Here is a 26,987-nt window from a genome sequence, read left to right as displayed (position 1 = left end):
TCGCAATCCGCAGCCGGGGAAACCCGCCGGGACCCGTTGCCGGGCCTGGTGGGCAGCCGCTCCCCTGGTCTGGGCACATACGTGCAGCACGCGAGTGGCCCACCGACCCTCTCGCCATACGGCGAATGGTGGTGGGCTGCCCGCGACACCGTTCGACGGTGCGCGACGCTCCTGGAACCCCCTTGCGGAGGCTCCGGCCGACTGTCCCGCTCTGACAGCGCGGGACTCAGCGCTTCGAGGGATTCTACAGGCTGCTCAGGACCGCCTGCGACCGAGGTGCTTCCTGGTCCATTCGACCGCGTCCGCGTAGCGGGCCTCGGAGCCGTGCCGGGTCGGGGTGTAGTACTCGCGGTCCTTGACCGGGTCCGGTGCGTACTGCTGCTCGGCGATGCCCTCGGGCAGGTCGTGCGGATAGACGTACCCCTGCGCGTGACCCAGCTTGGCGGCGCCCTTGTAGTGGCCGTCCCGCAGATGCGGGGGCACCTGTCCGGCCAGCCCCTTGCGTACGTCCTCCAGGGCGGCGCCGATCGCCGTGGTCGCCGAGTTGGACTTGGGGGCCAGGGCGAGGGCGATGGTGGCGTGGCTGAGGGTGAGGGCGGCCTCGGGGAAGCCGATCATGGCGACGGCCTGGGCGGCGGCCACCGCTATGGGCAGCGCGTTGGGGTCGGCGAGCCCGATGTCCTCGCTCGCGGAGATCATCAGGCGGCGGGCGATGAAGCGGGGGTCCTCGCCGGCCTCGATCATCCGGGCCAGGTAGTGCAGGGCCGCGTCGACGTCGGAGCCCCGGATGGACTTGATGAGGGCGCTGGCGACGTCGTAGTGCTGGTCGCCGTCCCGGTCGTACTTCACCGCGGCCCGGTCGACGACCTCCTCCAGGGTCCCCAGGCCGATCTGAGTCTCGCCCTTGTCGAGAGCGGCTCCGGCGGCGGCCTCCAGGGCGGTCAGGGCGCGGCGGGCGTCACCGCCGGCGATCCGCAGCAGGTGCTGCTCGGTGTCCTCGGGGAGGGTGACGGAGTCCTTCAGGCCGCGCTCGGCGGTCAGGGCCCTTCTGAGCAGGCCGCGGACGTCGTCGTCGGTGAGCGGTTCGAGGGTGAGCAGCAGGGAGCGGGAGAGCAGCGGGGAGATCACCGAGAAGTAGGGGTTCTCGGTGGTCGCGGCGATCAGGGTGACCCAGCGGTTCTCGACGGCCGGGAGCAGGGAGTCCTGCTGGGCCTTGCTGAAGCGGTGGATCTCGTCGAGGAAGAGGACGGTCTCCTTGCCGTATCCCCCGGTGGCGCGGCGGGCGCCGTCGATGACCGCGCGGACCTCCTTGACGCCAGCGGTGATCGCGGAGAGCTCCACGAACCGCTTGTCGGTCGCCTTGGAGACGACGTACGCGAGGGTCGTCTTGCCGGTGCCGGGCGGTCCCCACAGGACCACCGAGGAGGGGCCGGCCGGACCTCCGGACCCCTCGCCGACCAGCCTGCGCAGCGGCGACCCCGGCTTCAGCAGATGCTGCTGGCCCACCACCTCGTCGAGGGTGCGCGGGCGCATCCGCACCGCCAGGGGGCTGCCGGTCGGGTCCTTCTCCTGGCGTTCTTCTGCGGCTGCGGTGAACAGGTCGGGTTCCACGCTGAAACCCTAGAACACGGCACTGACAATGCGGCGCGCGCGGTCAGCTGGTCCAGAAGTCCCACCAGCGGGTCAGGATCAGCATGCCGATGATGCCGATGTGCAGGACCGGCAGCACCCAGGTGAACTCGCCGAAGAACGACTTCAGCCAGTTCGGGGCCGGCAGGAAGCCCTTGCGGATGTTGAAGGACGTCACGTACCAGAACATGATGATCGTCGCGACCCAGGCCAGCGAGCACCACAGGCACAGCGCGTTGATCCGGTACAGGGACTGGAACTGCAGCCAGCTGCAGAAGCCGACACCGAAGAGGGTGCCGAAGTTGAAGGTCAGCCAGTACCAGCGCGGGAAGCGGGCGCGGGCCAGCAGGCTCATGCCGACGCAGATGACGATGCCGTAGCAGACCAGGCCGAGCATCGGGTTCGGGAAGCCGAAGGCGGCGGCCTGCTTGGACTCCATGACGCTGCCGCAGGAGACGACCGGGTTGAGGCTGCACCCGGGGGTGAACGTCTTGCCCTCGACCTTGGCTTCCAGCAGCTTGAACTTGTCGATCGTGATGACCCAGGCGGCCAGCAGCCCGGCGGCGCCCGTGATGATCAGCAGCAGGCCGAAGGCGATGCTGCCGCCCTCGGTGCGCGGTGCTGCGGAGGCGTGCTCGGGCTCGGGCTCGGTGGAGACGTCGTTGACTGTCGTCTTGCTCATCACGCCGATTCCGTCTGTTTGAGAGTTGGAACTTCTTCGGGCAGGGGCCATTGTGCCGCACGAGGCACCCTGTCCACCGTTCGGTGGACATAAGGAAGTACGCACGGTCGTCCCGGAGTGTTCGGTTCCGGCCGATGATCAAGGCATGACAGCACACGCGAACGAACTCGCGGTGGACGTCCGGGGGCTGCGCAAGCGGTACGGGGGCGTGACCGCCGTGGACGGCATCGATCTGGGCATCCGGCGGGGCGAGGTGTTCGGCCTGCTCGGACCCAACGGGGCGGGCAAGAGCACGACCGTGGAGATCCTCCAGGGCAACCGGAGCCGGGACGGGGGTGAGGTCTCGGTCCTGGGCGCGGACCCGGCGACGGGCACGCGCGCGTGGCGGTCGCGGGTGGGAATCGTCTGGCAGGACGAATCGGCACCCGCCGAGTTGACGGTCCGCGAGACCGTACGGCACTTCGCGCACTACTACCCGAGGCCGCGCGACCCCGAGCAGGTGATCGGCCTGGTCGGTCTCGAAGCCAAGGCGGACAGCCGGATCAAGGGCCTGTCCGGCGGCCAGCGCCGCCGCCTGGACGTGGCGCTCGGGGTGATCGGCGGCCCCGAGCTGCTCCTGCTGGACGAGCCGACGACCGGTTTCGACCCGGCGGCCAGGCGCCGGTTCTGGGATCTGATCCGGCTCCTCGCGGACGAGGGCACCACGATCCTGCTCACCACCCACTACCTGGAGGAGGCGGAGGCCCTCGCGAACCGGCTGGCGATCGTGGCCCACGGGCGGGTGGTCGCCGAGGGCGAGCCGCAGGCGCTCCGGGACCGCTTCGGCACCGGCGCCACGGTCGAGTGGACGGAACCCGACGGCACCACGCGCGCGGAGCACACGGAGACCCCGACGAAGACGGTCGCCGAGCTCATGCGCCGCTTCGACGGCGAGATCCCGGGGCTGCGGGTGAGCCGCCCCACCCTGGAGGACGTCTACCTCCGGCTGACCGGACAGGAGGCCGCCCGATGACCACGACGACCGCCGCCTCGGTGCGGGCCCGCAGCGGCGACATGCGGGTGCCGGGCGCCTGGAGGCTCGGCCTGAGCCGGGGCGCCCTGGAGATCAAGCAGTTCTTCCGCCAGCGCGACCAGGTGGTCTTCACCTTCGCCTTCCCCGTCGTCTTCCTCTTCCTCTTCGCGTCGATCTTCCACGACGACGTCGAGGGCAGCGGTGTCACCGCCTCCCAGCTGTACGTGCCGGCCATGATGGCCTCGGGGATCATGTCGACCAGCTTCCAGTCGCTTGGCATCTCGATCGCGGTCGAACGCGACGAGAAGGTCCTGCGCCGGCTGCGCGGCACCCCGATGCCGCCGTCCGCGTACTTCCTCGGCAAGATCTGGCTGGTTCTCTTCACGGGCGTCCTGGAGACGGCGATCCTGCTCGCCGTCGGCACCACGCTGTACGACGTCTCGCTGCCGTCCTCCGCGACCCGCTGGCTGGACTTCGCCTGGATCTTCGTCCTCGGGCTGACCGGGTGCGCGCTGCTCGGCATCGCGATCAGCTCGGTGCCGAAGTCGGCGAGGAGCGCCAGCTCCGTGGTCGTACTCCCCTTCCTGGTCCTGCAGTTCATCTCCGGGGTCTACATCTCGGTCGGCACCATCCCCGACTGGATGCTGGACATCGGCGCGCTGTTCCCGCTGAAGTGGCTGTGCCAGGGGCTGCGCGGGGTGTTCCTGCCGGACTCGGCGAAGGTGCTGGAGCAGGCGGGCGCCTGGGAGTTCGGGCGGATCGCCCTGGTGCTGGCCGCCTGGTGCGTCGGAGGATTGGTGCTGTGTCTGCTGACCTTCCGCTGGAAGAACCGGCGCGACGGATGACCCGGGGCGCGGCCCGGGACGTGGACGCCTGGGACCGGACGATCCGGCTCTGGGACGTGTACTTCGCGGTCGTGTGGGCGGCCACCTCGGCCTTCGTGCTCGGCGCGGAGTTCCCGGGGTGGCCGGTCCGGCTCGTCGCGGCGCTGCTGCTGGTGCCGTTGGTGCCCTGGTACCTGTTGCTCGGACGGGCGCTGATCCAGCCGGCCGAGCCGGCCGAGTCGGCCGAGCGGCGGACGACGCGTTACCTGGCCGGGGTGATGGCGCTGTACCTCCCGTCGGCGGTGCTGGTCGGCGAGGTCCGGCTGATGTCGTTCGCGCTGATCCCCCAGTGCTTCATGACCCTGCGGATGCGCAGGGCGCTGATCGCGGTCACCGTGATCAACCTGGCGCCGGTGGCGGGCTGGGCGCTGCTGTGGCGGCCGGCGGTCCCCGACCTGTTCGCCAACTCCCTGTCCGCCACCGTGTCCCTGGTCTTCTCGGTCGTGATCGGCAGCTGGGTCGTCCGCATCATCGAGCAGAGCACCGAACGGGCCGAGCTGATCGCGGAACTGGACGCCAGCCGGCACGAGATCTCCCGGCTCTCGGCGGCGCACGGCGCGCTCGCGGAACGGGAGCGGATGGCGCGCGAGATCCACGACACCCTCGCCCAGGGGTTCACCAGCCTGCTGATGCTGGTCCAGGCGGTGGACGCGGAGCTCGACCAGCACGATCTGCCGCAGGCCCGCCGCCATCTGACCCTGATGGACGAGACGGCCCGGCAGAACCTCGCCGAGGCCCGGGCGCTCGTCGCCGGGGGCGCGCCCGCCGATCTGGACGGTGCCTCGCTGCCGGACGCGCTGCGCCGGCTGGTGGGCCGGCACGCGTCGGCCCGGCTGGAGGTGACCGGGCCGGTACGGCCGCTGCCGGCCGGCGCCGAGGTGGTCGCCCTGCGTTCCTGCCAGGAGGGGCTGACCAACGCCCGCAGACACGCGGGGAGTTCGGTTCCGGTGGGGATCCGGCTCGCCTACGAGGAGGAGAGCCTCACGGTGGCCATCCATGACGACGGCTGCGGATTCGATCCGGACGCCGTGTGCACCGGTTACGGTCTGGCGGGGCTGCGGGCGCGGGCCGTGGCTGCGGGCGGGACGGCGACCGTGCGCAGCGCGCCGGGGGCCGGTACGACGGTGACGGTACGACTGCCGCTGGGAGGTGGTCCCCGGTGATCCGGATCGTGCTCGCGGACGACCATCCCGTCGTACGGGAGGGCCTGCGGGCGATGCTGAGCGCCGAGCCGGACCTGGAGGTGGTCGCCGACGCGTCCAACGGGCCGCAGGCGGAGGCGCTGGCGGCGGAACTCCGCCCCGACATCGTGCTGATGGATCTGCGGATGCCTGGCGGCGGGGGCGTCGACTCGATCGTCCGCATGTCCGAGGCGGGGCTGCGCTGCCGGGTGGTCGTCCTGACGACGTACGAGGACGACCGGGACATTCTGCGCGCCGTGGAGGCGGGTGCGGCGGGCTACCTGCTGAAGGATCTGCCCCGGGGTGAACTGGCCGACGCGGTACGGGCGGCCGCGCGGGGCGAGACCGTGCTGGCCCCGTCGGTGGCGGCCCGGCTGGTCGATCAGCTCAGGGTCCGGCCGGAGCGCCCACGCCTCTCGGAGCGGGAGGTTGCGGTCCTGCGCCTGGTGGCCGACGGCTGCACGAACGCGGAGATCGGGCGCCGGCTCTTCATCGGGGAGTCGACGGTGAAGACGCACCTGCTGCGGGCCTTCACCAAACTCGAAGTGGACGACCGAACGGCAGCGGTGACGCGCGCGATGCGGTTCGGGTTGCTGGAGTGAGGGGACTCGCGTCCCCTCACTCCGCCGGGCTCAGCCCAGCCTCGACTCCAGCTCCGCCACGATCTCGTTCACGCCGATCGACGTCTGCTCGCCGGACTCCATGTCCTTCAACTGGACGACGCCCTCGGCGAGGTCACGCTCGCCGGCGACGATCGCGTAGCGGGCCCCGCTGCGGTTGGCGTTCTTCATCGCGCCCTTGAGGCCCTTGGCGCCGTAGGAGAAGTCCGCCGCGACGCCCGCCCGGCGGAGCTCGGTGACCTTGGCGAACAGGATCCGGCGGGCCTCCTCGCCCAGCGGTACCGCGAAGACGCTGGTGGCGGAGGGGAGGTTCAGCTCGACGCCCTCGGCCTCCAGGGCGAGGACGGTGCGGTCGACGCCGAGCGCCCAGCCCACCGACGGCAGCGCGGGGCCGCCGATCATCTCGGAGAGGCCGTCGTAGCGGCCGCCGCCGCCCACCGCGGACTGGGAGCCCAGACCGTCGTGGACGAACTCGAAGGTCGTACGCGTGTAGTAGTCGAGGCCCCGGACCAGCTTCGGGTCGTCCTCGTAGGCGACGCCCGCGGCCGTGATCAGTTCGCGGACCTCCTCGTGGTACGCCTTGCAGGCGTCGCAGAGGTAGTCGCGGAGCAGCGGGGCGCCGCCCAACTGCTTCTGGACCGACTCACGCTTGTCGTCCAGGACCCGGAGCGGGTTGATCTCCGCTCGGCGGAGGGTGTCCTCGTCCAGGTCCAGGCCGCGCAGGAAGTCCTGGAGGGCGGCCCGGTACACCGGACGGCATTCCTTGTCGCCCAGGCTGTTCAGCAGGATGCGGAAGTCGCGCAGGCCCAGCGAGCGGTAGGCCTGGTCGGCCAGGATGATCAGCTCGGCGTCCAGCGCGGGGTCCTCCGCGCCGATGGCCTCGGCGCCGACCTGCGAGAAGTGACGGTAACGGCCCTTCTGCGGACGCTCGTAGCGGTAGTACGAGCCCGAGTACCAGAGCTTGACGGGAAGGTTGCCGACCTTGTGCAGGTTCGCCTCGAGGGCGGCGCGCAGGACGGACGCGGTGCCCTCGGGGCGCAGCGCCAGCCTGTCGCCGCCCTTCGTCTCGAACGCGTACATCTCCTTGGTGACGATGTCGGTCGACTCGCCCACCCCGCGCGCGAACAGTTCGACGTTCTCGAAGCCGGGGGTCTCGATGTAGCCGTAGCCGGAGTCGCGCAGCGGCGCGGCGATCGCCTCACGGACGGCCAGGTACTTGGCGCTCTCCGGCGGGATCAGGTCGTAGGTGCCCTTGGGGGCCTGGAAGGTACTCACGAAGCTCTCTCGTCACATTCCTCGTCGGGGAGCGTCCGCGCTCCCGAGGCCGGCCGCCACCTGCCGCAGATAGGCGTTGGTGGCGCGCTCCTGGCCGATGGTCGTCTGGGGGCCGTGGCCGGACAGCACCACGGTGGAGTCGTCGAGCGGCAGGCACACGCGGGCCAGCGAGGCCAGCATGTCGTCCATGGAGCCGCCCGGCAGGTCCGTGCGTCCGATGGAGCCGGCGAAGAGCAGATCACCGGAGAAGAAGACCGAGGGGATGTCGGCCGTCTCCGGCATCTGGAAGGTCACCGACCCCTTGGTATGGCCCGGCGCGTGCGCGACGGAGAGTTCGAGTCCGGCCAGTTCCAGCTTCGCGCCGTCGGTCAGTTCGAAGACGTCGTCGGGCTCCCCCACCGTCAGCTCGCCCATCAGCGGCATGCCGATGGACCGGCCGAGCGCCTTCTCGGGGTCGCTCATCATGTACCGGTCCTCGGGGTGGATCCAGGCCGGCACGTCGTGCGCGCCGCACACCGGGACGACCGAGGCCACGTGGTCGATGTGGCCGTGGGTGAGGACGACGGCGACGGGCTTGAGCCGATGCTTCCTCAGTGCTTCCTCGACGCCTTCGGCGGCCTGGTGGCCGGGGTCGATGATCACGCACTCCGCACCGGCGGCGGGGGCGACGAGATAACAGTTCGTCCCCCAGGCCCCGGCGGGGAACCCGGCAATGAGCACGATCGTCCTTCGTTGTGTCGATTCGGGTGGCTACAAGCTGTGGTCCAGAGCCTACCGGCGCTGCCGTTTCCTCAGCGAACCCATATACGGTACGGGGCTACACGCAGTGGTCGGCTCACACAGCGCACAGGACGCACGCGTACCGGTCGACATACGACACGCATGAGGAGAGAACCCGGTGGTCACCCAGGAGCAGCGGCGGCGTCAGCTCGCCCGGGAGAAGTTCTTGCGGCAGCAGCAGCGGCGTACCAGTGCCCGCCGCAAGTCACGCATGCGCAACTCCGTGATCGCGTCCGTGCTCGGCGTGATCGTGATCGGCAGCGTCGTGCTGTACACGACCGGCGCGCTGAAGAACGACGACAAGGCGAACGCCAGCTCGGCGACGACGCCCAGCGCCGCGCCCAGCCCCAGCAAGGCGCCGGACCCCTGTGAGAAGGCCGCCGCCGGCTCGGTGAAGAAGCTGAGTTGGAAGAAGGAGCCGGCGATGACGATCGACACGTCGGCGGACTACACCATGAAGCTGGCGACGACCTGCGGTGACATCGACGTCGCGCTGAAGACGGCGGCCGCCCCGCACACGGTGAACTCGTTCGACTTCCTCGCCTCGAAGGGCTACTTCGACCACACGAAGTGCCACCGGCTCACCACCAACGGCATCTACGTGCTGCAGTGCGGCGACCCGACGGCGACCGGCAGCGGCGGTCCCGGGTACACGATTCCGGACGAGAACCTGAAGGACAAAAGCCTGAAGGGCGGTGTCTACCCCGCGGGCACGATCGCGATGGCCAACACCGGCCAGAAGCACACCGGCGGCAGCCAGTTCTTCCTGGTCTACCAGGACAGCCAGTTGCCGGCCAGCTACACCCCGTTCGGCACGGTGGACGCGGCCGGACTCAAGGTCCTGAAGAAGATCGCCGCCGCCGGCGAGAGCACCGGAGCCGGTGACGGAGCCCCGAACGCGACGGTCGTCATCAACAAGGCGACGGTCACGAAATCCTGAGGTCCAACTGCGAAACTTCGGTCGCGCGGGATGCGGACAGGCAACCCGCCGGTCGCCTATGTTGGCCGTGACGAAACTGTGGACGATGCCCGGGGGCGCTGAGGCCCCTCGCGGGCATCATGTGGAGGAGGCGCTGTGAGCAGCGACCCGTGGGGCCGCGTCGACGAGACGGGGACCGTGTACGTGCGTACGGCCGACGGCGAGCAGGTCGTCGGTTCCTGGCAGGCCGGCTCCCCTGACGAGGCGCTGGCCTACTTCGAGCGCAAGTACGAGGGCCTGGTTGTCGAGATCGGCCTCCTCGAGAAGCGAGTACGGACCACCGACCTGTCCGCGAAGGACGCCCAGGCCGCCATCGACCATCTGCGCGAGCAGGTGGAGGCGCACCACGCGGTCGGTGATCTGCAGGCGCTGCGGAACCGGCTCGACGAGCTGGTGAAGACCGTGGAGTCGCGTCGCGAGGAGCGTCGCGCACAGCGTGCCAAGCAGTCCGACGAGGCCCGCAAGGCCAAGGAGGACCTGGTCGTCGAGGCGGAGCAGCTGGCCCAGTCCGACCAGTGGCGGTCGGCCGGTGAGCGGCTGCGCGCGCTGGTGGACACCTGGAAGGGGCTGCCGCGCCTTGACCGCAAGTCGGACGACGAGCTGTGGCACCGCTTCTCGCACGCCCGGTCGGCGTTCTCCAAGCGCCGCAAGGCGCACTTCGCGCAGCTGGACGCGCAGCGCGAGGACGCCCGCAAGGCCAAGGAGAAGCTGGTCGCCGAGGCCGAGTCGCTGTCCGACTCGACGGACTGGGGTCCGACGGCCGCCCGCTACCGCGAGCTGATGACGGAGTGGAAGGCCGCCGGCCGCGCCCAGCGCGAGCACGAGGACGACCTGTGGAACCGCTTCCGCGGCGCCCAGGACGTGTTCTTCGCGGCCCGCGGCTCGGCGTTCGCCGAGCGGGACGCGGAGCAGACCGAGAACCTGAAGCTGAAGGAGGAGCTGGCCGCCGAGGCCGAGAAGCTCCTGCCGATCAGAGACCTGAAGTCCGCGCGGTCCACCTTCCGCTCGATCAACGAGCGCTGGGAGGCCATCGGCCATGTGCCGCGCGACGCGCGTCCCAAGGTCGAGGGCCGGATGCACACGGTCGACCGGGCCATCCAGGAGGCCGAGGAGGCCGAGTGGCGCCGGACCAACCCGGAGGCACGCGCGCGTGCCGCGGGTCTGACCGGCCAGCTCCAGGCCGCCGTGGACAAGCTGAGGACGCAGATCGACCAGGCTCGCGCCCAGGGCAACACGTCCAAGGCGGAGAAGCTGGAGCGTGAGCTGGAGGGCCGCCAGGCGCTCCTGGACCAGGCTCTGAAGGGCCTCCAGGAGTTCGGCGGCTAGCCGGCGGAGGCGATTACGACAAGAGGGGCCCCGTACGCCGTGTACGGGGCCCCTCTCGTCGTTGTGCCGCGCGCTACGACCGGTTGCGGGCCGACGTGACCCGGTAGACGTCGTAGACGCCCTCGACGCCGCGTACGGCCTTCAGGACGTGGCCCAGGTGCTTGGGGTCGCCCATCTCGAAGGTGAAGCGCGAGGTGGCCACCCGGTCGCGGGAGGTCTGGACGGCCGCGGAGAGGATGTTGACGTGCTGGTCGGACAGGACGCGGGTGACGTCCGACAGCAGCCGGGAGCGGTCCAGGGCCTCGACCTGGATGGCGACCAGGAAGACCGAGGACTGGGTGGGCGCCCACTCGACGTCGAGGATGCGCTCCGGCTCCCGGGACAGTGACTCCACGTTGACGCAGTCGCTGCGGTGAACCGATACACCGCTACCGCGCGTCACGAAGCCGATGATCGGGTCGCCGGGTACGGGCGTACAGCAGCGGGCCAGCTTGACCCAGACGTCGTCGACGCCCTTCACGACCACACCGGGGTCCTGGCTGCTGCGGCGCTTGTTGCGGCGGCCGCGGGCCGGCGGGACCGACTCGTCGATCTCCTCGGTGGCCGCCTCCTCGCCGCCGAGCGCCTGCACCAGCTTCTGCACGACGTTCTGCGCGGCGACATGACCCTCGCCGATCGCCGCGTACAGCGAGGAGATGTCCGGGTAGCGCATCTCGTGGGCGAGCGTGACCAGCGAGTCGCCGGTGAGGATGCGCTGGATCGGCAGGTTCTGCTTGCGCATCGCGCGGACGATGGCGTCCTTGCCCTGCTCGATCGCCTCGTCCCGGCGCTCCTTGGAGAACCAGGCGCGGATCTTGTTGCGGGCGCGCGGTGACTTGACGAAACCGAGCCAGTCGCGGGACGGGCCCGCGCCGGGTGCCTTGGAGGTGAAGACCTCGACCAGGTCGCCGTTGTCCAGGGTGGATTCGAGCGGGACCAGGCGGCCGTTGACCCGCGCGCCTATCGTGCGGTGGCCGACCTCGGTGTGCACGGCGTACGCGAAGTCGACCGGGGTGGCCCCGGCCGGGAGCGCTATGACATCGCCCTTGGGGGTGAAGACGAAGACCTCGTTGCGGGACAGGTCGAAGCGCAGGGACTCCAGGAACTCGCTGGGGTCCTCGGTCTCCTTCTGCCAGTCCAGCAACTGCCGCAGCCACGCCATGTCGTTGAGGTGGTCGTCCTTGCCCTTGCCGGACGACTTCGGCACGTCGGTACGGACCTTGGAGGCACCGGCGACGGCCTCCTGCTTGTACTTCCAGTGCGCGGCGATGCCGTACTCGGCGCGGCGGTGCATGTCGAAGGTGCGGATCTGGAGTTCGACCGGCTTGCCGTTGGGGCCGATGACCGTCGTGTGCAGCGACTGGTACATGTTGAACTTGGGCATCGCGATGTAGTCCTTGAAACGCCCCGGAACCGGGTTCCAGCGCGCGTGGACGGTGCCCAGGGCCGCGTAGCAGTCGCGGACGGTGTCCACCAGGACGCGGATGCCCACCAGGTCGTAGATCTCCGCGAAGTCCCGGCCGCGGACGATCATCTTCTGGTAGACGCTGTAGTAGTGCTTCGGGCGGCCGGTGACGGTCGCCTTGATGCGGGCGGCGCGCAGGTCGGTCTGGACCTCGTCGGTCACTATGGCCAGGTACTCGTCACGCTTCGGTGCCCGCTCGGCCACCAGCCGGACGATCTCGTCGTACATCTTGGGGTAGAGGATCGCGAACGCGAGGTCCTCCAGCTCCCACTTGATGGTGTTCATGCCCAGGCGATGGGCGAGCGGCGCGTAGATCTCCAGGGTCTCGCGCGCCTTCTTCTCCTGCTTCTCGCGCTTGAGGTAGCGCATGGTGCGCATGTTGTGCAGGCGGTCGGCGAGCTTGATGACCAGGACGCGCGGGTCCTTGGCCATGGCGACGACCATCTTGCGCACGGTCTCGGCCTGCGCGGCCTCACCGAACTTGACCTTGTCCAGCTTGGTCACGCCGTCGACGAGCAGCGCGACGACGTCACCGAAGTCGCGGCGCAGGTCTTCCAGGCCGTACTCGGTGTCCTCGACGGTGTCGTGCAGCAGCCCCGCCATCAGCGTCGCCGGGTCCATGCCCAGCTCGGCGAGGATCGTGGTCACCGCGAGCGGGTGGGTGATGTACGGGTCGCCGCTCTTGCGCTTCTGGCCGCGGTGCCAGCGTTCGGCGACCTGGTAGGCGCGCTCGATCTGGCGCAGCGTGGCGTTCTCGATCTTGGGGTCGTTGCTGCGGACTATGCGCAGCAGCGGTTCGAGGACCGGGTTGTACGGATTCGCGCGCTGCACGCCGAGGCGGGCGAGACGGGCGCGGACGCGGTTGGAGGAGCCGGTGCGTGCGGGCTGGCCGGAGTTCGGACGGACCGCGGGGGCCGTCTCGGGGCGCTCGGGCGGGGCCGGCTTGGGGCGGGACTGCTCGGCCGACTTGTCGACGGGCGCGGACTGGGCGTGCTCCACCGGCCCGCGTGCGTCGTTCTTCGCGTGCGGCGTGCTCGGCGCGGGCTTGGCCGCGGCCGCCGAGGCGGACTCGGGCTTGGCGGCGGTGAGGTGCTGGGCCTCGTCTGGCAAGAGGACTCCTCGTGCGCGATCCGGGTCCCCCAGTCAGGCCCCGGACAACCATGGTAGCGATCCGGCCGCCGCCGAACGTGCGGAGTCCGTCCGGACGGCCGCCCGGACGTCACCACCCGGTAACCGTCCCGTCAACGTGAACCATCAGACCTACCTTTTCCTAAAAAGTCCCAATTGGACGGAACGGAAAAGTCTGGGCCATTAATTCCATTGACTCGAACATCGGACGCCACCTAAGATCAACTTCGACCAGAAGCGGAAGAATTGACCAATTTTCGCTTCAAAAGAAAACAAAAAACGGGATAGAACATTGAAGATGCTCGGAAAGTCACTTGCGACCGCAGCCCTGACGGTGGGCCTGGGCGCGGCCTTCGCGCTCCCCGCCCAGGCGGCAAGCGTGACCCCGATGTCCACGCACAGGGGTAGCGTGACGTGCTTCAACTGGTCCTGGGCCGACGGGAGCACCACGGCCACCATCTACTACCACAACACCTGCAGCACGACACAGCACCTGTGCGTGTGGTGGAAGGACGGCCAGGAGAACAACCTGCATCGCATCACCGCCGCGGGCGGCGCGAAGGGTCACCTCAAGGAGCCTGGCACCATCAAGTCCCAGGACATCGAGAACTGCTGATTTCGCAGTCGCTCGAATGGCATAAATAAGCGCGGAAACAAAACGACGCAGCCCCGAGTGTGCAAGAAGGTCGCACTCGGGGCTGCGTCGTTGTCGTTTCAGAAACTCTGTCTCAGACGATGAGCAGGGCCTCCAGGGGGGCGCCCTTGAGGGCCGGTTCCAGGCGAGCGCGGCCGCCCAGGAATCCCAGCTCCATGAGGACGGCGAGACCCGCGACCTCGGCGCCCGCCCGGCGGATGAGCTGGAGGGAGGCCTCCGCGGTGCCGCCGGTGGCGAGGACGTCGTCGACGACCATGACGCGGTCGCCCGCGGACAGGTCCTCGGCGTGCACCTCGATCTCGGCGGAGCCGTACTCCAGCTCGTACGCCTGGCTGAGGGTCGCTCCGGGGAGCTTGCCCGCCTTGCGTACGGGGATGAAGCCGAGTCCGGCCCGCACGGCGACCGGGGCGCCGAGGATGAAGCCGCGGGCCTCCAGGCCGACGATCTTCGTGGCGCCGCTGGCGACCGCGAGGCCGGCCAGCGCGTCGGTGAGCGCCGTGAACGCAGCCGGGTCCGCCAGGAGCGGGGTGATGTCCTTGAACATCACGCCCGGCTCCGGGTAGTCCTGGACGTCCCGGATGCGGCTGAGCAGCAGCTCCCTGATGTCCGCGAGCTCGGTCATCGGCGCTTCCCCGAGGGGCGGCCGCGGCCGCCCCGGTTACGGGACGCGGGCTGGTTGCGCGGGCCGACGACGGCCGGAGTGGCGTCCTCGGGTCCCTCAGGGCCGCCGACCCGGGACTCGGCCATCTCCTCCTCGGCGGCGGCCTGGGCCCGCTTGGCGAGGACGCGCTTCTTCAGCGCCTTCATCTGCGGCTCGGCCTCCTTGAGGTCGGCGACGAGCGGCGTGGCGATGAAGATCGACGAGTAGGCACCGGCGGCCAGACCGACGAACAGCGACAGCGAGATGTCGTTGAGCGTGCCCGCGCCGAGGAAGCCACCGCCGATGAAGAGCAGGCCCGCGACCGGCAGCAGCGCGACCACCGTGGTGTTGATCGAACGGACCAGGGTGCCGTTGATCGAGTGGTTGGCGATGTCGCTGTAGGTGAACCGGGTCTGCTTGGTGATGTCCTTCGTCTGCTCCTTGAGGCTGTCGAAGACGACGACCGTGTCGTAGAGCGAGTAACCGAGGATCGTCAGCAGACCGATGACCGTGCCGGGCGTGACCTCGAATCCGACCAGGGCGTAGATACCGGTCGTGATGGTGATGTCGTGGATCAGCGCGACCAGGGCCGCGAGCGCCATCCGCCACTCGAAGGCGATCGCCAGGTAGATCACCACGAGGACCATGAAGATGCCGAGGCCCTCCCAGGCCTTGTTGGCGATCTCGTCACCCCAGCTCGGGCCGACCAGGTCGGAGTTGATGGACTCCGGGTCCACCTTCATGTCCTTGGCCAGCTCGGCCTTGGTCGCGTCCGACTTCGCGGTGTCCATGCCGGCGATCTGGATGCGCAGACCGCCCGTGCCGAGCTTCTGCACGACCGCCTCGTGGCCGGAGGCCTGCGACGCGTAGGTCTCGGCCTGGGCCACCGAGACACTGGTCTTCGAGGTGGTGAAGACGGCGCCGCCCTGGAAGTCGATGCCCATGTTCAGGCCGCGCACCGCCAGGCCGACGATGGCCGTGATGGTGATCAGGATGGAGATGCCGTACCAGATCTTGCGCTTGCCGATGAAGTCGTAGCTGATCTCGCCGCGGTGGAGCCGGGCGCCGAGGTTGCCGAGTTTCGACATCGCTCACGCTTCCTTCGGGTCGGCAGGGCCGGAGACGGGACCGGCGGGACGGCGGGTACGGCGCAGCGGCGCCTTGGCGCCCAGGCCCTTCGGGTCGAGCCCGGACCACTTGTGGCCGCTCGCGAAGAACTTACGCCGGGCGAGGAGCGTCATCAGCGGTTTGGTGAAGAAGAAGACGACGACCACGTCGAGCACGGTGGTCAGACCGAGGGTGAACGCGAAGCCCTGGACCTTGCCGACGGTCACGATGAACAGCACGGCGGCGGCGAGGAACGACACGAAGTCGGAGACCAGGATGGTGCGCCGGGCGCGCGGCCAGGCCCGCTCGACGGCGGGGCGCAGGGTGCGGCCCTCGCGGATCTCGTCCCGGATGCGTTCGAAGAACACGATGAACGAGTCCGCTGTGATGCCGATCGCGACGATCGCACCGCAGACGGCCGGCAGGTTCAGCGCGAAGTGGATCGTGGGGCCGAGCAGCGCCATGATCGTGTAGGTGAGGATCGCGGACACCAGCAGCGAGGGGATCGCGACGAGCGACAGACCGCGGTAGAAGGCCACCAGGTAGATGATGACCAGGGCGAGGCCGATGGCACCCGCCAGCAGACCGGCGTGCAGCTGCTGGCCGCCGAGGGCGGCGGTGACGGTGGTGACGCTCTCCGTCCTGAAGGAGAGCGGGAGCGCGCCGTACGACAGCACGTTGGAGAGGCTCTGGGCCTCCTGCTGGGTGAAGCTGCCGGAGATCTCCGCCTGGCCGCCGGTGATGGACTGGCTCACGGTCGGGCTGGAGACGACTTCGCCGTCGAGGACGATGCCGAACTCGTTCTGCGGCGGCTGGGCGTTCTTCGCGAGTTCACCGGTGACGTCCGCGAACTTCTTGGCTCCGCCGGAGGTGAAGGTCATCTGGACCTGCCAGCCGGAGGCGCCCTGCGTGTCGAAGACGGCCTGGGCCTTCTTGACGTCGGTGCCGTCGACGCGGGCCGGGCCGAGCACGTACTTGTACCAGGCGCCGTTGACCTGGCCGCAGGCCACCGTGGTGTCAGTGGGCTTGGCGGCCTTGCCGGCGGTGGCGCGCTGGGCGGCCTTGGAGCAGTCCAGCGCCGTGTACTCGGCCTCCAGCTTCGAGGCCGCGGCGGAGGCGCTCGCGTCGGCCGAGGAGGAGGCGGAGGGGCTCGCCGACGAGGAGGCGGACGCCGAGGACGACGGCGTGGAGCCGGCCTTCAGGGCGTCGGTGACGGCGCGGCCCTGCGAGGTGGCGGAGGAGGACGGCGTGGCGGAGGACGACCCGGTCGCCTTCTCGGACGCCGACGCGCTGCTCGACGGGCTCGCGGTCGTGCTCGGGGAGGCGCCGGCGCTGCCGCTGGAGGACGCGCTCGGGGAGGCGCTCGACGCGGCGCCCGCGCTGGCCTCCTGGGCCAGGACCGGGCGGAAGTACAGCTTCGCGGTGGTGCCGACCTGCTGACGGGCCTCTGCGGAGTTCGTGCCCTTGGGGATGTTGACGATGATGTTGCTGGTGCCCTGGGTCTGAACCTCCGTTTCGGATACGCCCAGACCGTTGACACGGCGGTTCATGATGGCGACCGCGGTGTCCATGTTGGTCTTGTTGATCGCATTGGGCTGGCCCGGCTCGTTCTTCGCCTGAAGCGTGATGCTCGTACCACCGGCCAGGTCGATACCGAGACGCGGAGTGGTGTTTCCGGAGAGGAACATCCCTCCGGTGAGCGCCACGATGGCGATCAGGATCAAGGCCAGCGAGCGCCCTGGCTTGCTCTGGGCGCTCGCGCTCCGGCCCCTCTTAGGTGCTGCCACCTTCTCGTACTCCCTCTCGGGCCGCCGCGCGCCTGGTCGGTGCGGTCGGCCATGACATGGTGTCGGGATCCCGTCCGGGAAACAGACGCGCCCGGGGTGCGGCCGACGCGGGTGATGCGCGCCGTGCTCCCCGGGACACGGCTACTTCGCGTCGGAGTCGCCGTCGGTCTTCTTCGGCTCTTCGTCGGCCTTCGCCTCGGTGGGCTCCGCCTCCTCGGCCTTGTCCTCGACCGTGTCTTCGGCCTTCTCGTCGGCCTTCTCCTCGGCCACGTCCTTCTTTCCGAAATCGACGGTCTTGTCGCCGGAGGCGGCGGCGGTGCCGGCGGGCTCGTCGTCGGTCTCGGTGAGGGAGGAGGCGTCGTCCGGGACGATGTCGGTGTCGGACTTCAGGTCGTGCTCGATGCCGTGCACGATGCGGTTGTACTCGTCGTCGGTGAGCACGGCGCCGATCGCGTTCTTCGCGAAGAGGAGGTCGATGCCCGGGCCGGCGTCGAGGAGGACCGTGTCCTCGTTGACTTCCTTGACCGTCGCGTACATGCCCCCGATGGTGCGGACGCCACTGCCGGGCTGCATCTCGTTCCGCATCTGCTTCGCCTGCTGCTGGCGCTTCCTGTTGGAACGCGTCATCAGGAACATGGCCGCGATAAGAACGATGAAGAAAAGAAGAGGCAAGGTATTCACGAGACGGAATTTCCTTCGCGCAGCCGCGGCAGTGAGCGGCCTGGATGATGGGGGTGTGGTCGGCGCCGCCCGCAAAGGCAGCATCGGCGGAGTCTAAGCGAGTCCGCGCGCATGGAACAACGCTCAGCATGGCACCTGGGTTCCTGCGCCCGCCAATGCCCCGCCGTCACGAAGAGATCACGTCTGCCCACGGAGCCTGCGCGGCGGGCGGCGGGAGACCGGGGACCAGGGGTAAAGGAGGGTCGGGACGGGGCGCGCCCGGGGCCGGACACGAGACCCCGGCGCCGCGCGTCCGTCGCCATCTCTGAAGGCCGGGCGCCGGGTATGGGAGGCCGTCTACCGTGGCGGCGCTGGTGAGCCGGTGGGGCGGCCTGTGGTGGCAGCCGGACGCCGGCCCGGTGTCACGTGCCGAACAGGTCCTGCTGGCCGGGTCCCGTCGCCCGCGGGGCGGTCAGGCCCAGGTGGGCCCAGGCGGCGGGGGTGGCGACACGGCCGCGCGGGGTGCGGGCGAGCAGGCCCTCGCGGACCAGGAAGGGCTCGGCGACCTCCTCGACCGTCTCGCGCTCCTCCCCCACCGCGACGGCGAGCGTGGAGAGACCGACCGGGCCGCCGCCGAACAGCTTGAGCAGTGCCTCGAGGACCGCGCGGTCGAGCCGGTCGAGGCCGCGCTCGTCCACCTCGTAGACGGCCAGTGCCGCGTGCGCGATCTCGCGGGTGATCAGTCCGTCCGCCTTGACCTGGGCATAGTCGCGGACGCGGCGCAGCAGTCGGTTGGCGATCCGGGGCGTGCCGCGCGACCGGCCGGCGATCTCGGTGGCGCCGGCGGTGTCGATCTCGACGTCCAGCAGGTTCGCCGAGCGGTGCACCACCCGCTCCAGCTCCCGCGGCTCGTAGAACTCCATGTGCCCGGTGAAGCCGAAGCGGTCGCGCAGCGGCGGGGGCAGCAGGCCGGCCCGCGTGGTGGCGCCGACCAGGGTGAACGGGGGGAGTTCGAGGGGGATGGCGGTGGCACCGGGGCCCTTGCCGACGATCACGTCGACGCGGAAGTCCTCCATCGCCATGTACAGCATCTCCTCGGCGGGCCGAGACATCCGGTGGATCTCGTCGAGGAAGAGGACCTCGCCCTCCTGGAGGGAGGAGAGGATCGCGGCCAGGTCGCCGGCGTGCTGGATGGCAGGGCCCGAGGTGATGCGGATCGGCGCGCCCATCTCCGCCGCGATGATCATGGAGAGTGTGGTCTTGCCCAGGCCGGGCGCGCCGGAGAGCAGCACATGGTCGGCGGTGGCGCCCCGCGCGCGTGCGGCCCGCAGGACCAGGTCGAGCTGCTCGCGGACCTTCTCCTGGCCGATGAACTCGCCGAGGTCCTTGGGGCGCAGGGCGGCCTCGACGGCCTGGTCCTCACGGTCGGCGACAGCACCCACCAGCCGCTCCGCGTCGGCGCCGGTGTCGGTCGTGTCGTCCCAGTTCATAAGTGATGTGCCTCAGCGGTGGTGGGGTCAGCGGGCGCGGTTGAGGGTCTGCAGGGCCGCCTTGAGCAGCTGGCCGACCTGGGGGGTGCCCCCGGCGGCCTCGGCCTGCGGGGCGACGGCGGTGACGGCCTCCTCGGCCTCCCGGGTCGCGTAGCCGAGACCGATCAGCGCGGCGTGCAGTTGGTCGCGCCAGCCCTGGCTGACCGGCGCACCGATCGCGGGGGCGCCGAGGGGCTCGCCGAGCCGGTCCTTCAGCTCCAGCAGCAGCTTCTGGGCGCCCTTCTTGCCGATGCCCGGGACGGCGGTGAGGGCCTTCTCGTCGCCGGTGGCGACGGCCCGGCGCAGGGCGTCGGGGCTGTGCACCGCCAGCATGGCCTGGGCGAGCCGGGGACCGACCCCGCTCGCTGTCTGCAGCAGTTCGAAGGTCTGGCGCTCGTCGTCGTCGGCGAAGCCGTACAGGGTGAGCGAGTCCTCCCGGACGACGAGGGAGGTGGCGAGCTTGGTCTGCTGGCCCATCCGCAGCCCGGACAGGGTGTTGGGCGTGCACTGGACCGCGAGGCCGATCCCGCCCACCTCGACGACCGCGGAGTCCGGGGCGAGGGCGGCGACCGGGCCGCTCACGAAGGCGATCATGCCGTACGGCCTTTCGTTGCGTTGGCTGCGTGCAGGGCGACGGCCTGCTGGAGCCGGTTCTGGGCGGGCGCCCGCCAGATGTGACAGATGGCGAGCGCGAGGGCGTCGGCGGCGTCGGCCGGCTTGGGCGGCGCGTCGAGCCGTAGCAGCCGGGTGACCATGGCGCCGACCTGTGCCTTGTCGGCGCGCCCTGAGCCGGTGACGGCGGCCTTGACCTCGCTGGGGGTGTGCAGGGCGACCGGGATGCCCCGGCGGGCGGCGCACAGCATGGCGACGGCGCTGGCCTGGGCGGTGCCCATCACCGTCCGGACGTTGTGCTGGCTGAACACCCGCTCCACGGCGACGTATTCGGGCCGGTGCTCGTCCAGCCACTGCTCGATGCCCTGCTCGATGGCGACGAGGCGCCGGCCGAGTTCGGCGTCCGCGGGCGTGCGCACGACTCCGACACCGACCATGGTCAGCGGCCGACCGGCGACGCCGTCGACGACCCCGACACCGCATCGGGTCAGCCCGGGATCCACCCCCAGTACGCGCACGCGCCCCTCCCTTCGGTCTCCCCCAGCTACCGCTGGGCGGTGCCCCCAGTTTGTGCAGGCTATCCGGTGCCACCGACAACGGCCGACATGACGACGGGCCGACGGGTGTGTCCCGTCGGCCCGTTCGGTCCGTCCAGCCGGTGCGCGCGTTACGCGTCGACCTTCTCCATGACCTCGTCGCTGACGTCGAAGTTGGCGAAGACGTTCTGCACGTCGTCGCTGTCCTCAAGAGCGTCGATCAGCCTGAAGATCTTCCGGGCGCCCTCCTCGTCCAGCTCGACCTGCATGGTCGGGACGAAGTTGGCCTCGGCGGAGTCGTAGTCGATGCCGGCGTCCTGGAGGGCGGTGCGGACCGCGACCATGTCGGTGGCCTCGCTGAGCACCTCGAAGGACTCGCCCAGGTCGTTGACCTCCTCGGCGCCCGCGTCGAGCACCGCGCCCAGCACGTCGTCCTCCGTCAGCTCGCCCTTGGGGACGATCACGACGCCCTTGCGGTTGAAGAGGTACGACACCGAGCCCGGGTCGGCCATGGAACCGCCGTTGCGGGTCATGGCGACGCGGACGTCGGAGGCCGCGCGGTTGCGGTTGTCGGTGAGGCACTCGATGAGCACCGCGACGCCGTTCGGGCCGTAGCCCTCGTACATGATCGTCTCGTAGTCGGCACCGCCGGCCTCAAGACCACCGCCGCGCTTGACCGCGGAGTCGATGTTCTTGTTCGGGACCGACTGCTTCTTCGCCTTCTGGATGGCGTCGTAGAGCGTCGGGTTGCCCTCGATGTCGACGCCGCCCATACGCGCGGCGACCTCGATGTTCTTGATCAGCTTCGCGAAGAGCTTGCCGCGCTTGGCGTCGATCACGGCCTTCTTGTGCTTCGTCGTGGCCCATTTAGAGTGGCCGGACATCTGCCTGTCTCCTTCGCGTAACCCATCTCTGCAACGAACGCCAGAGATCCTACTAGGACTCCGTCGCCCGGTTCGCGTGCACCATGTCGACGAACAGGGAGTGCACGCGGTGGTCGCCGGTCAGCTCGGGGTGGAACGACGTGGCGAGAGCGTTGCCCTGGCGGACCGCGACGATGTGACCGTCGTGCTCGGCGAGCACCTCGGCCGCGGCGCCGACCGACTCCACCCAGGGGGCGCGGATGAACACGCCCTCTACAGGATCGCCCGTGACGCCCTTGACGTCGACCGCCGCTTCGAACGACTCGTTCTGCCGTCCGAAGGCGTTGCGGCGCACGATCATGTCGATGCCGCCGATCGTCTCCTGGCCCGAGCGCGGGTCGAGGATCTTGTCGGCGAGCATGATCATGCCCGCGCAGGTGCCGTAGACGGGCATTCCGGCCCGCACGCGCGCGCGGAGGGGCTCCATCACGCCGAACAGGACGGCCAGCTTGGAGATGGTGGTGGACTCGCCGCCCGGGATGACCAGGCCGTCCACCTCGGCGAGCTCCTCGGGGCGCCGGACCGGCCTGGCCAGGGCGTCGGCCGCGGCCAGGGCGACGAGGTGCTCCCGTACGTCGCCCTGGAGCGCGAGCACTCCGACCACCGGAGTGGTCATCACCAGCCCCGGTTCGCGTAGCGCTCGGTCTCGGGGAGGGTGTCGCAGTTGATGCCGACCATGGCCTCGCCGAGGTTGCGGGACGCGTCCGCGATGATCTTCGGGTCGTCGTAGAAGGTGGTCGCCTTGACGATGGCGGCGGCGCGCTTGGCCGGGTCGCCGGACTTGAAGATGCCGGAGCCGACGAAGACGCCCTCGGCGCCGAGCTGACGCATCAGGGCCGCGTCGGCCGGGGTGGCGACGCCACCGGCGGAGAACAGCACCACCGGGAGCTTGCCCAGCTCGGCGACCTCCTTGACCAGCTCGTAGGGGGCGCGCAGCTCCTTGGCGGCGGCGTACAGCTCGTTGTTGTCGCAGCCGCGCAGCTTGGCGATCTCGCCCTTGATCTGGCGCAGGTGGCGGACCGCCTCGACGACGTTGCCGGTGCCGGCCTCGCCCTTGGAGCGGATCATGGCGGCGCCCTCGGCGATCCGGCGCAGGGCCTCACCGAGGTTGGTGGCGCCGCAGACGAAGGGGGTGGTGAAGGCCCACTTGTCGGAGTGGTTGACCTCGTCGGCCGGGGTGAGGACCTCGGACTCGTCGATGTAGTCGACACCGAGCGACTGGAGGACCTGGGCCTCGACGAAGTGGCCGATCCGGGACTTGGCCATGACCGGGATGGAGACGGCGTCGATGATGCCCTCGATCATGTCCGGGTCGGACATCCGGGCCACTCCGCCGTCCTTGCGGAGGTCGGCCGGGACCCGCTCCAGGGCCATGACGGCGACGGCGCCCGCGTCCTCGGCGATCTTCGCCTGCTCCGGCGTGACGACGTCCATGATCACGCCGCCCTTGAGCTGCTCGGCCATGCCGCGCTTCACGCGGGCGGTGCCGGTCTCGGGGGCCTGGTTCTCAACGGTGGACACGGGTGACCTCACTGGGTGAAAGAGGGTTTCTGCAAACACCGAGGAAACGTGAGTGGACCAGTCCACAGCAAGGGCCAATGGCAAGCCGGTGGATCCTTTTGGCCTGCCGGGGTCGGGCCGGCGCAGCTCAGGCGGCCGGTCCGGTGCTCCGGTCCACGAGTGCCGCGGGCGGCTCGTCGTCCATCTCGAAGGCCATCGGGAAGGGGGCGTGTCCGGCCAGCCGGAACCAGCGGACCTTGCGGTGCTCGCGTAGCCGGCGGGCCGCGCCGACGGCGTCGTTGTGGAAGCGGCGGGCCATCGGCACCCGGCGTACGGCCTCGGCCAGCTCGCTCGTCGCGGCCTCGCCGCCGGGGGCCGCGCGGACCTCCTCGACCTGCTGGGGGTGCTCGAAGACCGCGCGCAGGGCCTGGCTCAGGTCGCTCTCGGCGACCTCCCGCTGGTCCTCCTCGGCCTGCCGGGCGGCGTGCGCGGCCTCGTAGAGCACGATCGAGGCGGCCGGATCCAGCACTCCGGAGGTCGCCAGCTCCTGGGCGACGGAGGCGCGCCGCAGCAGTTGGGCGTCGAGGGCGGCGCGGGCGGCGTCGATGCGCGCGTGCAGCCGGTCGAGGCGCCCCGCGGTCCAGCTCAGATAGAGGCCGATCACGACCAGGGCGGCGAGGATCCAGAGCGTCCAGATGAGGGTTGCGGTCACGGGCGCACACGCTAGCGGCCCGCCGACGCACCCGCGGAATTCAGCCCCACGCCAACCGGAACCGCGCCCGCGGAACCCCACCCGCGCCAACCGGAACCGCACGCGCAGAACTCAGCCCCACGCCGGCACGAAACCCGCCTGGCGACCCAGCCCCACGCCAACACGAACCACACGCGCCGGCACGAACCACGCCCCAGGGCTCAATCCCCCGCATTCCGAACCGCGTCACCGGAACTCGCCCCCCACGCCAACACGACCCCCGCCCAGCGACTCACCCCCACGCCAACACGACCCCCGCCCAGCGACTCACCCCCACGCCAACACGACCCCCGCCCGGCGACTCACCCCCACGCCAACACGACCCCCGCCCGGCGACTCAGTCCCGGGCCAGTCCGAATCGCGCTCGCAGGCCGGGGCGTTCGTCCGTCGCCACCGCGGCCGCGCCCGCCGTCACCGTCTCGTAGACGGACAGGATGTCCGCGCCCACGGTCGACCAGTCGAAGCGGCGTACGTGCACGCTGCCGCGTGCACTCAGCGCGGCCCGGCGCTCCGGGTCCGCCAGGAGCCGTACCGCGGCCTCCGCCAGTTCGTCGGCGTCCTCGTTGGCGAAGAGCTCGCCCGCCGCCCCCTGGTCCAGGACCTGGGCGAAGGCGTCGAGGTCGGAGGCGAGGACGGGCGCCCCGGCCGAGAGGGCTTCGACCAGGATGATGCCGAAGCTCTCGCCGCCCGTGTTGGGCGCGATGTACAGGTCGAGGCTGCGCAGGAAGCGGGCCTTGTCCTCGTCGCTGACCATGCCGAGGAACTCGACGCGGGAGCGCAGCTCGGCGGGCAGGGACTCGACGGCGGCCTCCTCGTCGCCGCGGCCGGCCACCAGGAGCCTGGTCTCCGGGCGGGCGGCGAGGATCTTGGGGAGGGCCTTCATCAGCACCGGGAGGCCCTTGCGGGGCTCGTCGATCCGGCCGATGAAGCCGATGGTGTCGCCCTGCCACTCGGGGCGCGGCTCGGCCTGGGCGAAGAAGTCGACGTCGACGCCGTTGGGGATGACCACCGCGTCCCCGCCGAGGTGCTCGACCAGCGTGCGGCGGGCGTACTCGCTGACCGCGATCCGGGCGCTGATCTTCTCCAGCGCGGCCTGCAGGATCGAGTACGCGGCGATCATCGCGCGGGAGCGCGGGTTGGAGGTGTGGAAGGTCGCGACCATCGGGCCCTGCGCCGCCCAGCAGGTCAGCAGGCCGAGCGAGGGCGAGGTCGGCTCGTGGATGTGGACCACGTCGAAGGCGCCGTCGTGCAGCCAGCGGCGTACCCGAGCGGCGGACAGGAAGCCGAAGTTGAGGCGGGCCACCGAGCCGTTGTACGGCACCGGGACCGCGCGGCCGGCCGAGACGACGTAGGGCGGGAGGGGGGTGTCGTCGTCGGCGGGGGCGAGGACGGAGACGTCGTGGCCGAGGCGGATGAAGTACTCGGCGAGGTCGCGGATGTGGAACTGGACGCCGCCCGGCACGTCCCAGGAGTACGGGCAGACGATGCCGATCCTCACGACGGTCCCTTCGCGGGGTCGAGGTCGGCGAGCCACAAGCGCTGGAGCATGTGCCAGTCCTCCGGATGGTCGGCGATCCCGGTGGCGAAGGCATCGGCCAGCGCCTGTGTCATGACAGACGTCTTCGCCGTCCGGTCACCTGACTCGGGTACCTCGATCGGGGCGTGCACCCGGCCCTTCATGACCGGCGAGTCGTCGTACCAGAGGGTCACGGGGAGCAGGTGAGCGCCGGTCTGCTGGGCCAGCAGGGCCGGCCCGGCGGGCATCCGCGCGGTGTCGCCGAAGAAGTCGACCTCGACGCCGGATTCGGACAGGTCACGGTCGGCGACCAGGCAGATCAGGCCGCCGTCGCGGAGCCTGCGGGCCAGGGCGCCGAAGGCGGAGCCGCCGCTGTGCGGCAGGACCTCCATGCCGAGGCCCTCGCGGTAGGCGACGAAACGGTCGTAGAGCGTCTCAGGCTTGAGGCGTTCGGCGACCGTGGTGAACGGGGTCTTCAGCTCGGTGGTGACCCAGGCCCCGGCCAGGTCCCAGTTGGCCAGGTGCGGCAGCGCGATGATCACGCCCTTGCCGGAGGCCAGGCCGTCGGTGAGGTGGTGGACGTCCTTGGGCGCGAACCCGGTCCGGATCCGGTCCTCGCTCCAGGCCGGCAGCCGGAAGGACTCCATCCAGTAGCGCAGGTACGACCGCATGCCCGCACGCGACAGCTCGCGCAGCCGCTCCGGGCTCGCGTCGGGCAGCACGCGCGCGTAGTTGGACTCCAGGCGCTGGACGCCCTTGCCGCGCTGCCGCCAGGCGAGGTCCGCGACGGTCCGGCCAAGGCGCACGGCGACCGGCTCGGGGAGCTTCTTGACGGTGCTCCAGCCGAGCCCGTACAGACCGTCGGTGAGCCGGTCGGCGGTGGTCACTGCCCGGCCTCGCTCCCGTGGGAGGCCGTCTCCCGCTCGGCCGCGGCCTCCGCCTCGGCGGACTCCCGGCGGACCGTGACGACCCGCTGGACGAGGGTGACCAGGCTGCCCACGGCGACCACCCACAGGGCGATCGGGAGCAGGATCTGGATGCCCGGCACACCGAACTTGTGGAGACCGGCCAGACCGGCCGCCACCAGCGAGATCACCAGGCGCTCGGCACGCTCGACCAGACCGTTGACGGCCACCGGCAGCCCGATCGACTCGCCGCGCGCCTTGGTGTACGACACCACCTGGCCGCTGGCCAGGCAGAAGATGGAGACGGCGCACAGCACGTCGTTGTTCCCGTTGCCCGCGTACCAAAGGGCGAAGCCGCCGAAGATCGCGCCGTCGGCGACCCGGTCCAGGGTGGAGTCCAGGAAGGCGCCCCAGCGGCTGGTGCGGCCCAGCTGGCGGGCCATGTTGCCGTCCACCAGGTCCGAGAACACGAACAGCGTGATCACGATCGTGCCCCAGAAGAACTCGCCCCGGGGGAAGAAGACCAGCGCGCCCGCGACCACTCCGGCCGTGCCGAGGAGCGTGACCGTGTCCGGGCTCACACCCCGGCGGATGAGAAACGCGGCGAACGGTGTGAGGACACGCGTGAAAAATGCACGCGCGTACTTGTTCAGCATGGCCTTCCCGACGGTCGTTGCGCTGTGCGGCCCCTGCTGGCCACCCCGGCTGGCCCATCGTAGCCACGCGCGTGTGTGTGCGACGGCCGGGCACTCGCGGACGGGACCGGTGGCGCCGCGCGGAGGGGCTCGCGGGCTCGATCACGTCCTTCGTATGGACGCACCGTGACGGGAGTGGAAAGCTCGAATAACCGCGGGCGTCATCGGAGC

26 protein-coding genes are annotated in these 26,987 nt (G+C 70.3%); 7 read left to right on the top strand and 19 right to left on the bottom strand.

The window, feature by feature from the left end; genetic code table 11:
* Window positions 1–255 precede the first annotated feature (255 nt).
* Together AB0D59_RS16475 and AB0D59_RS16470 are read right to left on the bottom strand one after the other, a co-directional pair.
* The gene (locus AB0D59_RS16475) at window positions 256–1,611 is read right to left on the bottom strand and encodes a replication-associated recombination protein A (protein ID WP_362565331.1); all 1,356 of its coding nucleotides are present in this window, start codon (window positions 1,609–1,611) and stop codon (window positions 256–258) included.
* 43 nt (window positions 1,612–1,654) lie between these two features.
* On the bottom strand, window positions 1,655–2,311 hold the full coding sequence (locus AB0D59_RS16470) for a vitamin K epoxide reductase family protein (protein ID WP_362565329.1): 657 nt from the start codon (window positions 2,309–2,311) through the stop codon (window positions 1,655–1,657).
* A gap of 145 nt (window positions 2,312–2,456) precedes the next feature.
* Here AB0D59_RS16470 and AB0D59_RS16465 point away from each other — a divergent pair, with 145 nt between their 5' ends.
* From AB0D59_RS16465 to AB0D59_RS16450, 4 genes are read left to right on the top strand one after another with little or no spacing between them, the layout of a single operon-like run.
* Window positions 2,457–3,323, top strand: a complete 867-nt coding sequence (locus tag AB0D59_RS16465) for an ABC transporter ATP-binding protein (protein ID WP_362565327.1) — start codon at window positions 2,457–2,459, stop codon at window positions 3,321–3,323.
* Window positions 3,320–4,168 carry an ABC transporter permease gene (locus tag AB0D59_RS16460; protein WP_362565325.1) on the top strand — a complete coding sequence of 283 codons (849 nt, stop codon included), beginning with the start codon at window positions 3,320–3,322 and terminating at the stop codon, window positions 4,166–4,168. Before AB0D59_RS16465 ends, AB0D59_RS16460 begins: the two co-directional genes overlap by 4 nt.
* Entirely contained in the window at window positions 4,165–5,370 is a 1,206-nt protein-coding gene (locus AB0D59_RS16455; RefSeq protein ID WP_362565546.1) for a sensor histidine kinase, read from the top strand. Before AB0D59_RS16460 ends, AB0D59_RS16455 begins: the two co-directional genes overlap by 4 nt.
* Entirely contained in the window at window positions 5,367–5,990 is a 624-nt protein-coding gene (locus AB0D59_RS16450) for a response regulator transcription factor (protein WP_362565323.1), read from the top strand. Before AB0D59_RS16455 ends, AB0D59_RS16450 begins: the two co-directional genes overlap by 4 nt.
* A 30-nt stretch (window positions 5,991–6,020) precedes the next feature.
* Here AB0D59_RS16450 and hisS read toward each other — a convergent pair whose 3' ends face one another.
* Entirely contained in the window at window positions 6,021–7,283 is a 1,263-nt protein-coding gene (hisS, locus tag AB0D59_RS16445; RefSeq protein WP_362565321.1) for a histidine--tRNA ligase, read from the bottom strand.
* A 12-nt stretch (window positions 7,284–7,295) separates the two neighbouring features.
* Entirely contained in the window at window positions 7,296–8,003 is a 708-nt protein-coding gene (locus AB0D59_RS16440) for an MBL fold metallo-hydrolase (protein ID WP_362565319.1), read from the bottom strand.
* A 178-nt stretch (window positions 8,004–8,181) separates the two neighbouring features.
* Between AB0D59_RS16440 and AB0D59_RS16435 the strand changes: the two genes are divergently transcribed.
* Both AB0D59_RS16435 and AB0D59_RS16430 read left to right on the top strand, forming a co-directional pair.
* Complete coding sequence (locus AB0D59_RS16435; protein ID WP_362565317.1) at window positions 8,182–9,003, top strand: peptidylprolyl isomerase; 822 nt, start codon at window positions 8,182–8,184, stop codon at window positions 9,001–9,003.
* Window positions 9,004–9,138: 135 nt separating this feature from the next.
* Window positions 9,139–10,368: a DUF349 domain-containing protein gene (locus AB0D59_RS16430; protein WP_362565315.1), complete on the top strand. Its 1,230-nt coding sequence runs from the start codon at window positions 9,139–9,141 to the stop codon at window positions 10,366–10,368.
* A gap of 73 nt (window positions 10,369–10,441) precedes the next feature.
* Here the strand turns inward: AB0D59_RS16430 and relA are convergent, their stop codons facing one another.
* Window positions 10,442–12,982: a GTP pyrophosphokinase gene (relA, locus tag AB0D59_RS16425; protein ID WP_362565313.1), complete on the bottom strand. Its 2,541-nt coding sequence runs from the start codon at window positions 12,980–12,982 to the stop codon at window positions 10,442–10,444.
* A gap of 316 nt (window positions 12,983–13,298) precedes the next feature.
* Between relA and AB0D59_RS16420 the strand changes: the two genes are divergently transcribed.
* On the top strand, window positions 13,299–13,616 hold the full coding sequence (locus AB0D59_RS16420; RefSeq protein WP_362565311.1) for a hypothetical protein: 318 nt from the start codon (window positions 13,299–13,301) through the stop codon (window positions 13,614–13,616).
* Between the two features lie 112 nt (window positions 13,617–13,728).
* Here the strand turns inward: AB0D59_RS16420 and AB0D59_RS16415 are convergent, their stop codons facing one another.
* The 14 genes from AB0D59_RS16415 to pgsA all read right to left on the bottom strand — a co-directional run bounded on the left by AB0D59_RS16415 (window position 13,729) and on the right by pgsA (window position 26,777).
* Window positions 13,729–14,277, bottom strand: coding sequence for an adenine phosphoribosyltransferase (locus AB0D59_RS16415; protein ID WP_362565309.1), 549 nt, complete (start codon window positions 14,275–14,277; stop codon window positions 13,729–13,731).
* A complete protein-coding gene (gene secF, locus AB0D59_RS16410; protein ID WP_362565307.1) occupies window positions 14,274–15,383 on the bottom strand; it encodes a protein translocase subunit SecF in 1,110 nt (369 codons plus the stop codon). The genes AB0D59_RS16415 and secF overlap by 4 nt, the downstream gene beginning before the upstream one ends.
* A gap of 3 nt (window positions 15,384–15,386) precedes the next feature.
* Window positions 15,387–17,189: a protein translocase subunit SecD gene (gene secD / locus AB0D59_RS16405; RefSeq protein ID WP_362565306.1), complete on the bottom strand. Its 1,803-nt coding sequence runs from the start codon at window positions 17,187–17,189 to the stop codon at window positions 15,387–15,389.
* Window positions 17,190–17,330: 141 nt separating this feature from the next.
* Entirely contained in the window at window positions 17,331–17,870 is a 540-nt protein-coding gene (gene yajC, locus AB0D59_RS16400; protein WP_362565304.1) for a preprotein translocase subunit YajC, read from the bottom strand.
* Window positions 17,871–18,271: 401 nt separating this feature from the next.
* Window positions 18,272–19,339 (bottom strand): Holliday junction branch migration DNA helicase RuvB, encoded by a 1,068-nt coding sequence (gene ruvB / locus AB0D59_RS16395; RefSeq protein WP_362565302.1) that lies wholly within the window; start codon window positions 19,337–19,339, stop codon window positions 18,272–18,274.
* A 27-nt stretch (window positions 19,340–19,366) separates the two neighbouring features.
* A complete protein-coding gene (gene ruvA / locus AB0D59_RS16390) occupies window positions 19,367–19,972 on the bottom strand; it encodes a Holliday junction branch migration protein RuvA (RefSeq protein WP_362565300.1) in 606 nt (201 codons plus the stop codon).
* The gene (gene ruvC / locus AB0D59_RS16385; RefSeq protein WP_351707248.1) at window positions 19,969–20,508 is read right to left on the bottom strand and encodes a crossover junction endodeoxyribonuclease RuvC; all 540 of its coding nucleotides are present in this window, start codon (window positions 20,506–20,508) and stop codon (window positions 19,969–19,971) included. The genes ruvA and ruvC overlap by 4 nt, the downstream gene beginning before the upstream one ends.
* A 149-nt stretch (window positions 20,509–20,657) precedes the next feature.
* Complete coding sequence (locus AB0D59_RS16380; RefSeq protein ID WP_351707251.1) at window positions 20,658–21,410, bottom strand: YebC/PmpR family DNA-binding transcriptional regulator; 753 nt, start codon at window positions 21,408–21,410, stop codon at window positions 20,658–20,660.
* A 52-nt stretch (window positions 21,411–21,462) separates the two neighbouring features.
* Window positions 21,463–22,065, bottom strand: coding sequence for a pyridoxal 5'-phosphate synthase glutaminase subunit PdxT (pdxT, locus tag AB0D59_RS16375; RefSeq protein ID WP_362565298.1), 603 nt, complete (start codon window positions 22,063–22,065; stop codon window positions 21,463–21,465).
* Complete coding sequence (pdxS, locus tag AB0D59_RS16370) at window positions 22,065–22,970, bottom strand: pyridoxal 5'-phosphate synthase lyase subunit PdxS (RefSeq protein WP_362565296.1); 906 nt, start codon at window positions 22,968–22,970, stop codon at window positions 22,065–22,067. Before pdxS ends, pdxT begins: the two co-directional genes overlap by 1 nt.
* A gap of 127 nt (window positions 22,971–23,097) precedes the next feature.
* On the bottom strand, window positions 23,098–23,661 hold the full coding sequence (locus AB0D59_RS16365) for a hypothetical protein (protein ID WP_362565294.1): 564 nt from the start codon (window positions 23,659–23,661) through the stop codon (window positions 23,098–23,100).
* 376 nt (window positions 23,662–24,037) lie between these two features.
* Window positions 24,038–25,198, bottom strand: coding sequence for a glycosyltransferase family 4 protein (locus AB0D59_RS16360; protein WP_362565292.1), 1,161 nt, complete (start codon window positions 25,196–25,198; stop codon window positions 24,038–24,040).
* The gene (locus AB0D59_RS16355) at window positions 25,195–26,103 is read right to left on the bottom strand and encodes a phosphatidylinositol mannoside acyltransferase (protein WP_362565290.1); all 909 of its coding nucleotides are present in this window, start codon (window positions 26,101–26,103) and stop codon (window positions 25,195–25,197) included. The genes AB0D59_RS16360 and AB0D59_RS16355 overlap by 4 nt, the downstream gene beginning before the upstream one ends.
* Window positions 26,100–26,777: a phosphatidylinositol phosphate synthase gene (pgsA, locus tag AB0D59_RS16350; protein WP_362565288.1), complete on the bottom strand. Its 678-nt coding sequence runs from the start codon at window positions 26,775–26,777 to the stop codon at window positions 26,100–26,102. The genes AB0D59_RS16355 and pgsA overlap by 4 nt, the downstream gene beginning before the upstream one ends.
* Between the last annotated feature and the right edge of the window lie 210 nt (window positions 26,778–26,987).

The organism is Streptomyces sp. NPDC048417, assembly GCF_040651615.1.
Classification (GTDB): Bacteria; Actinomycetota; Actinomycetes; order Streptomycetales; family Streptomycetaceae; genus Streptomyces.
The sequence above is the reverse complement of the archived record's forward strand: the minus strand, read 5'-3'. Positions and strand labels throughout refer to the sequence as shown.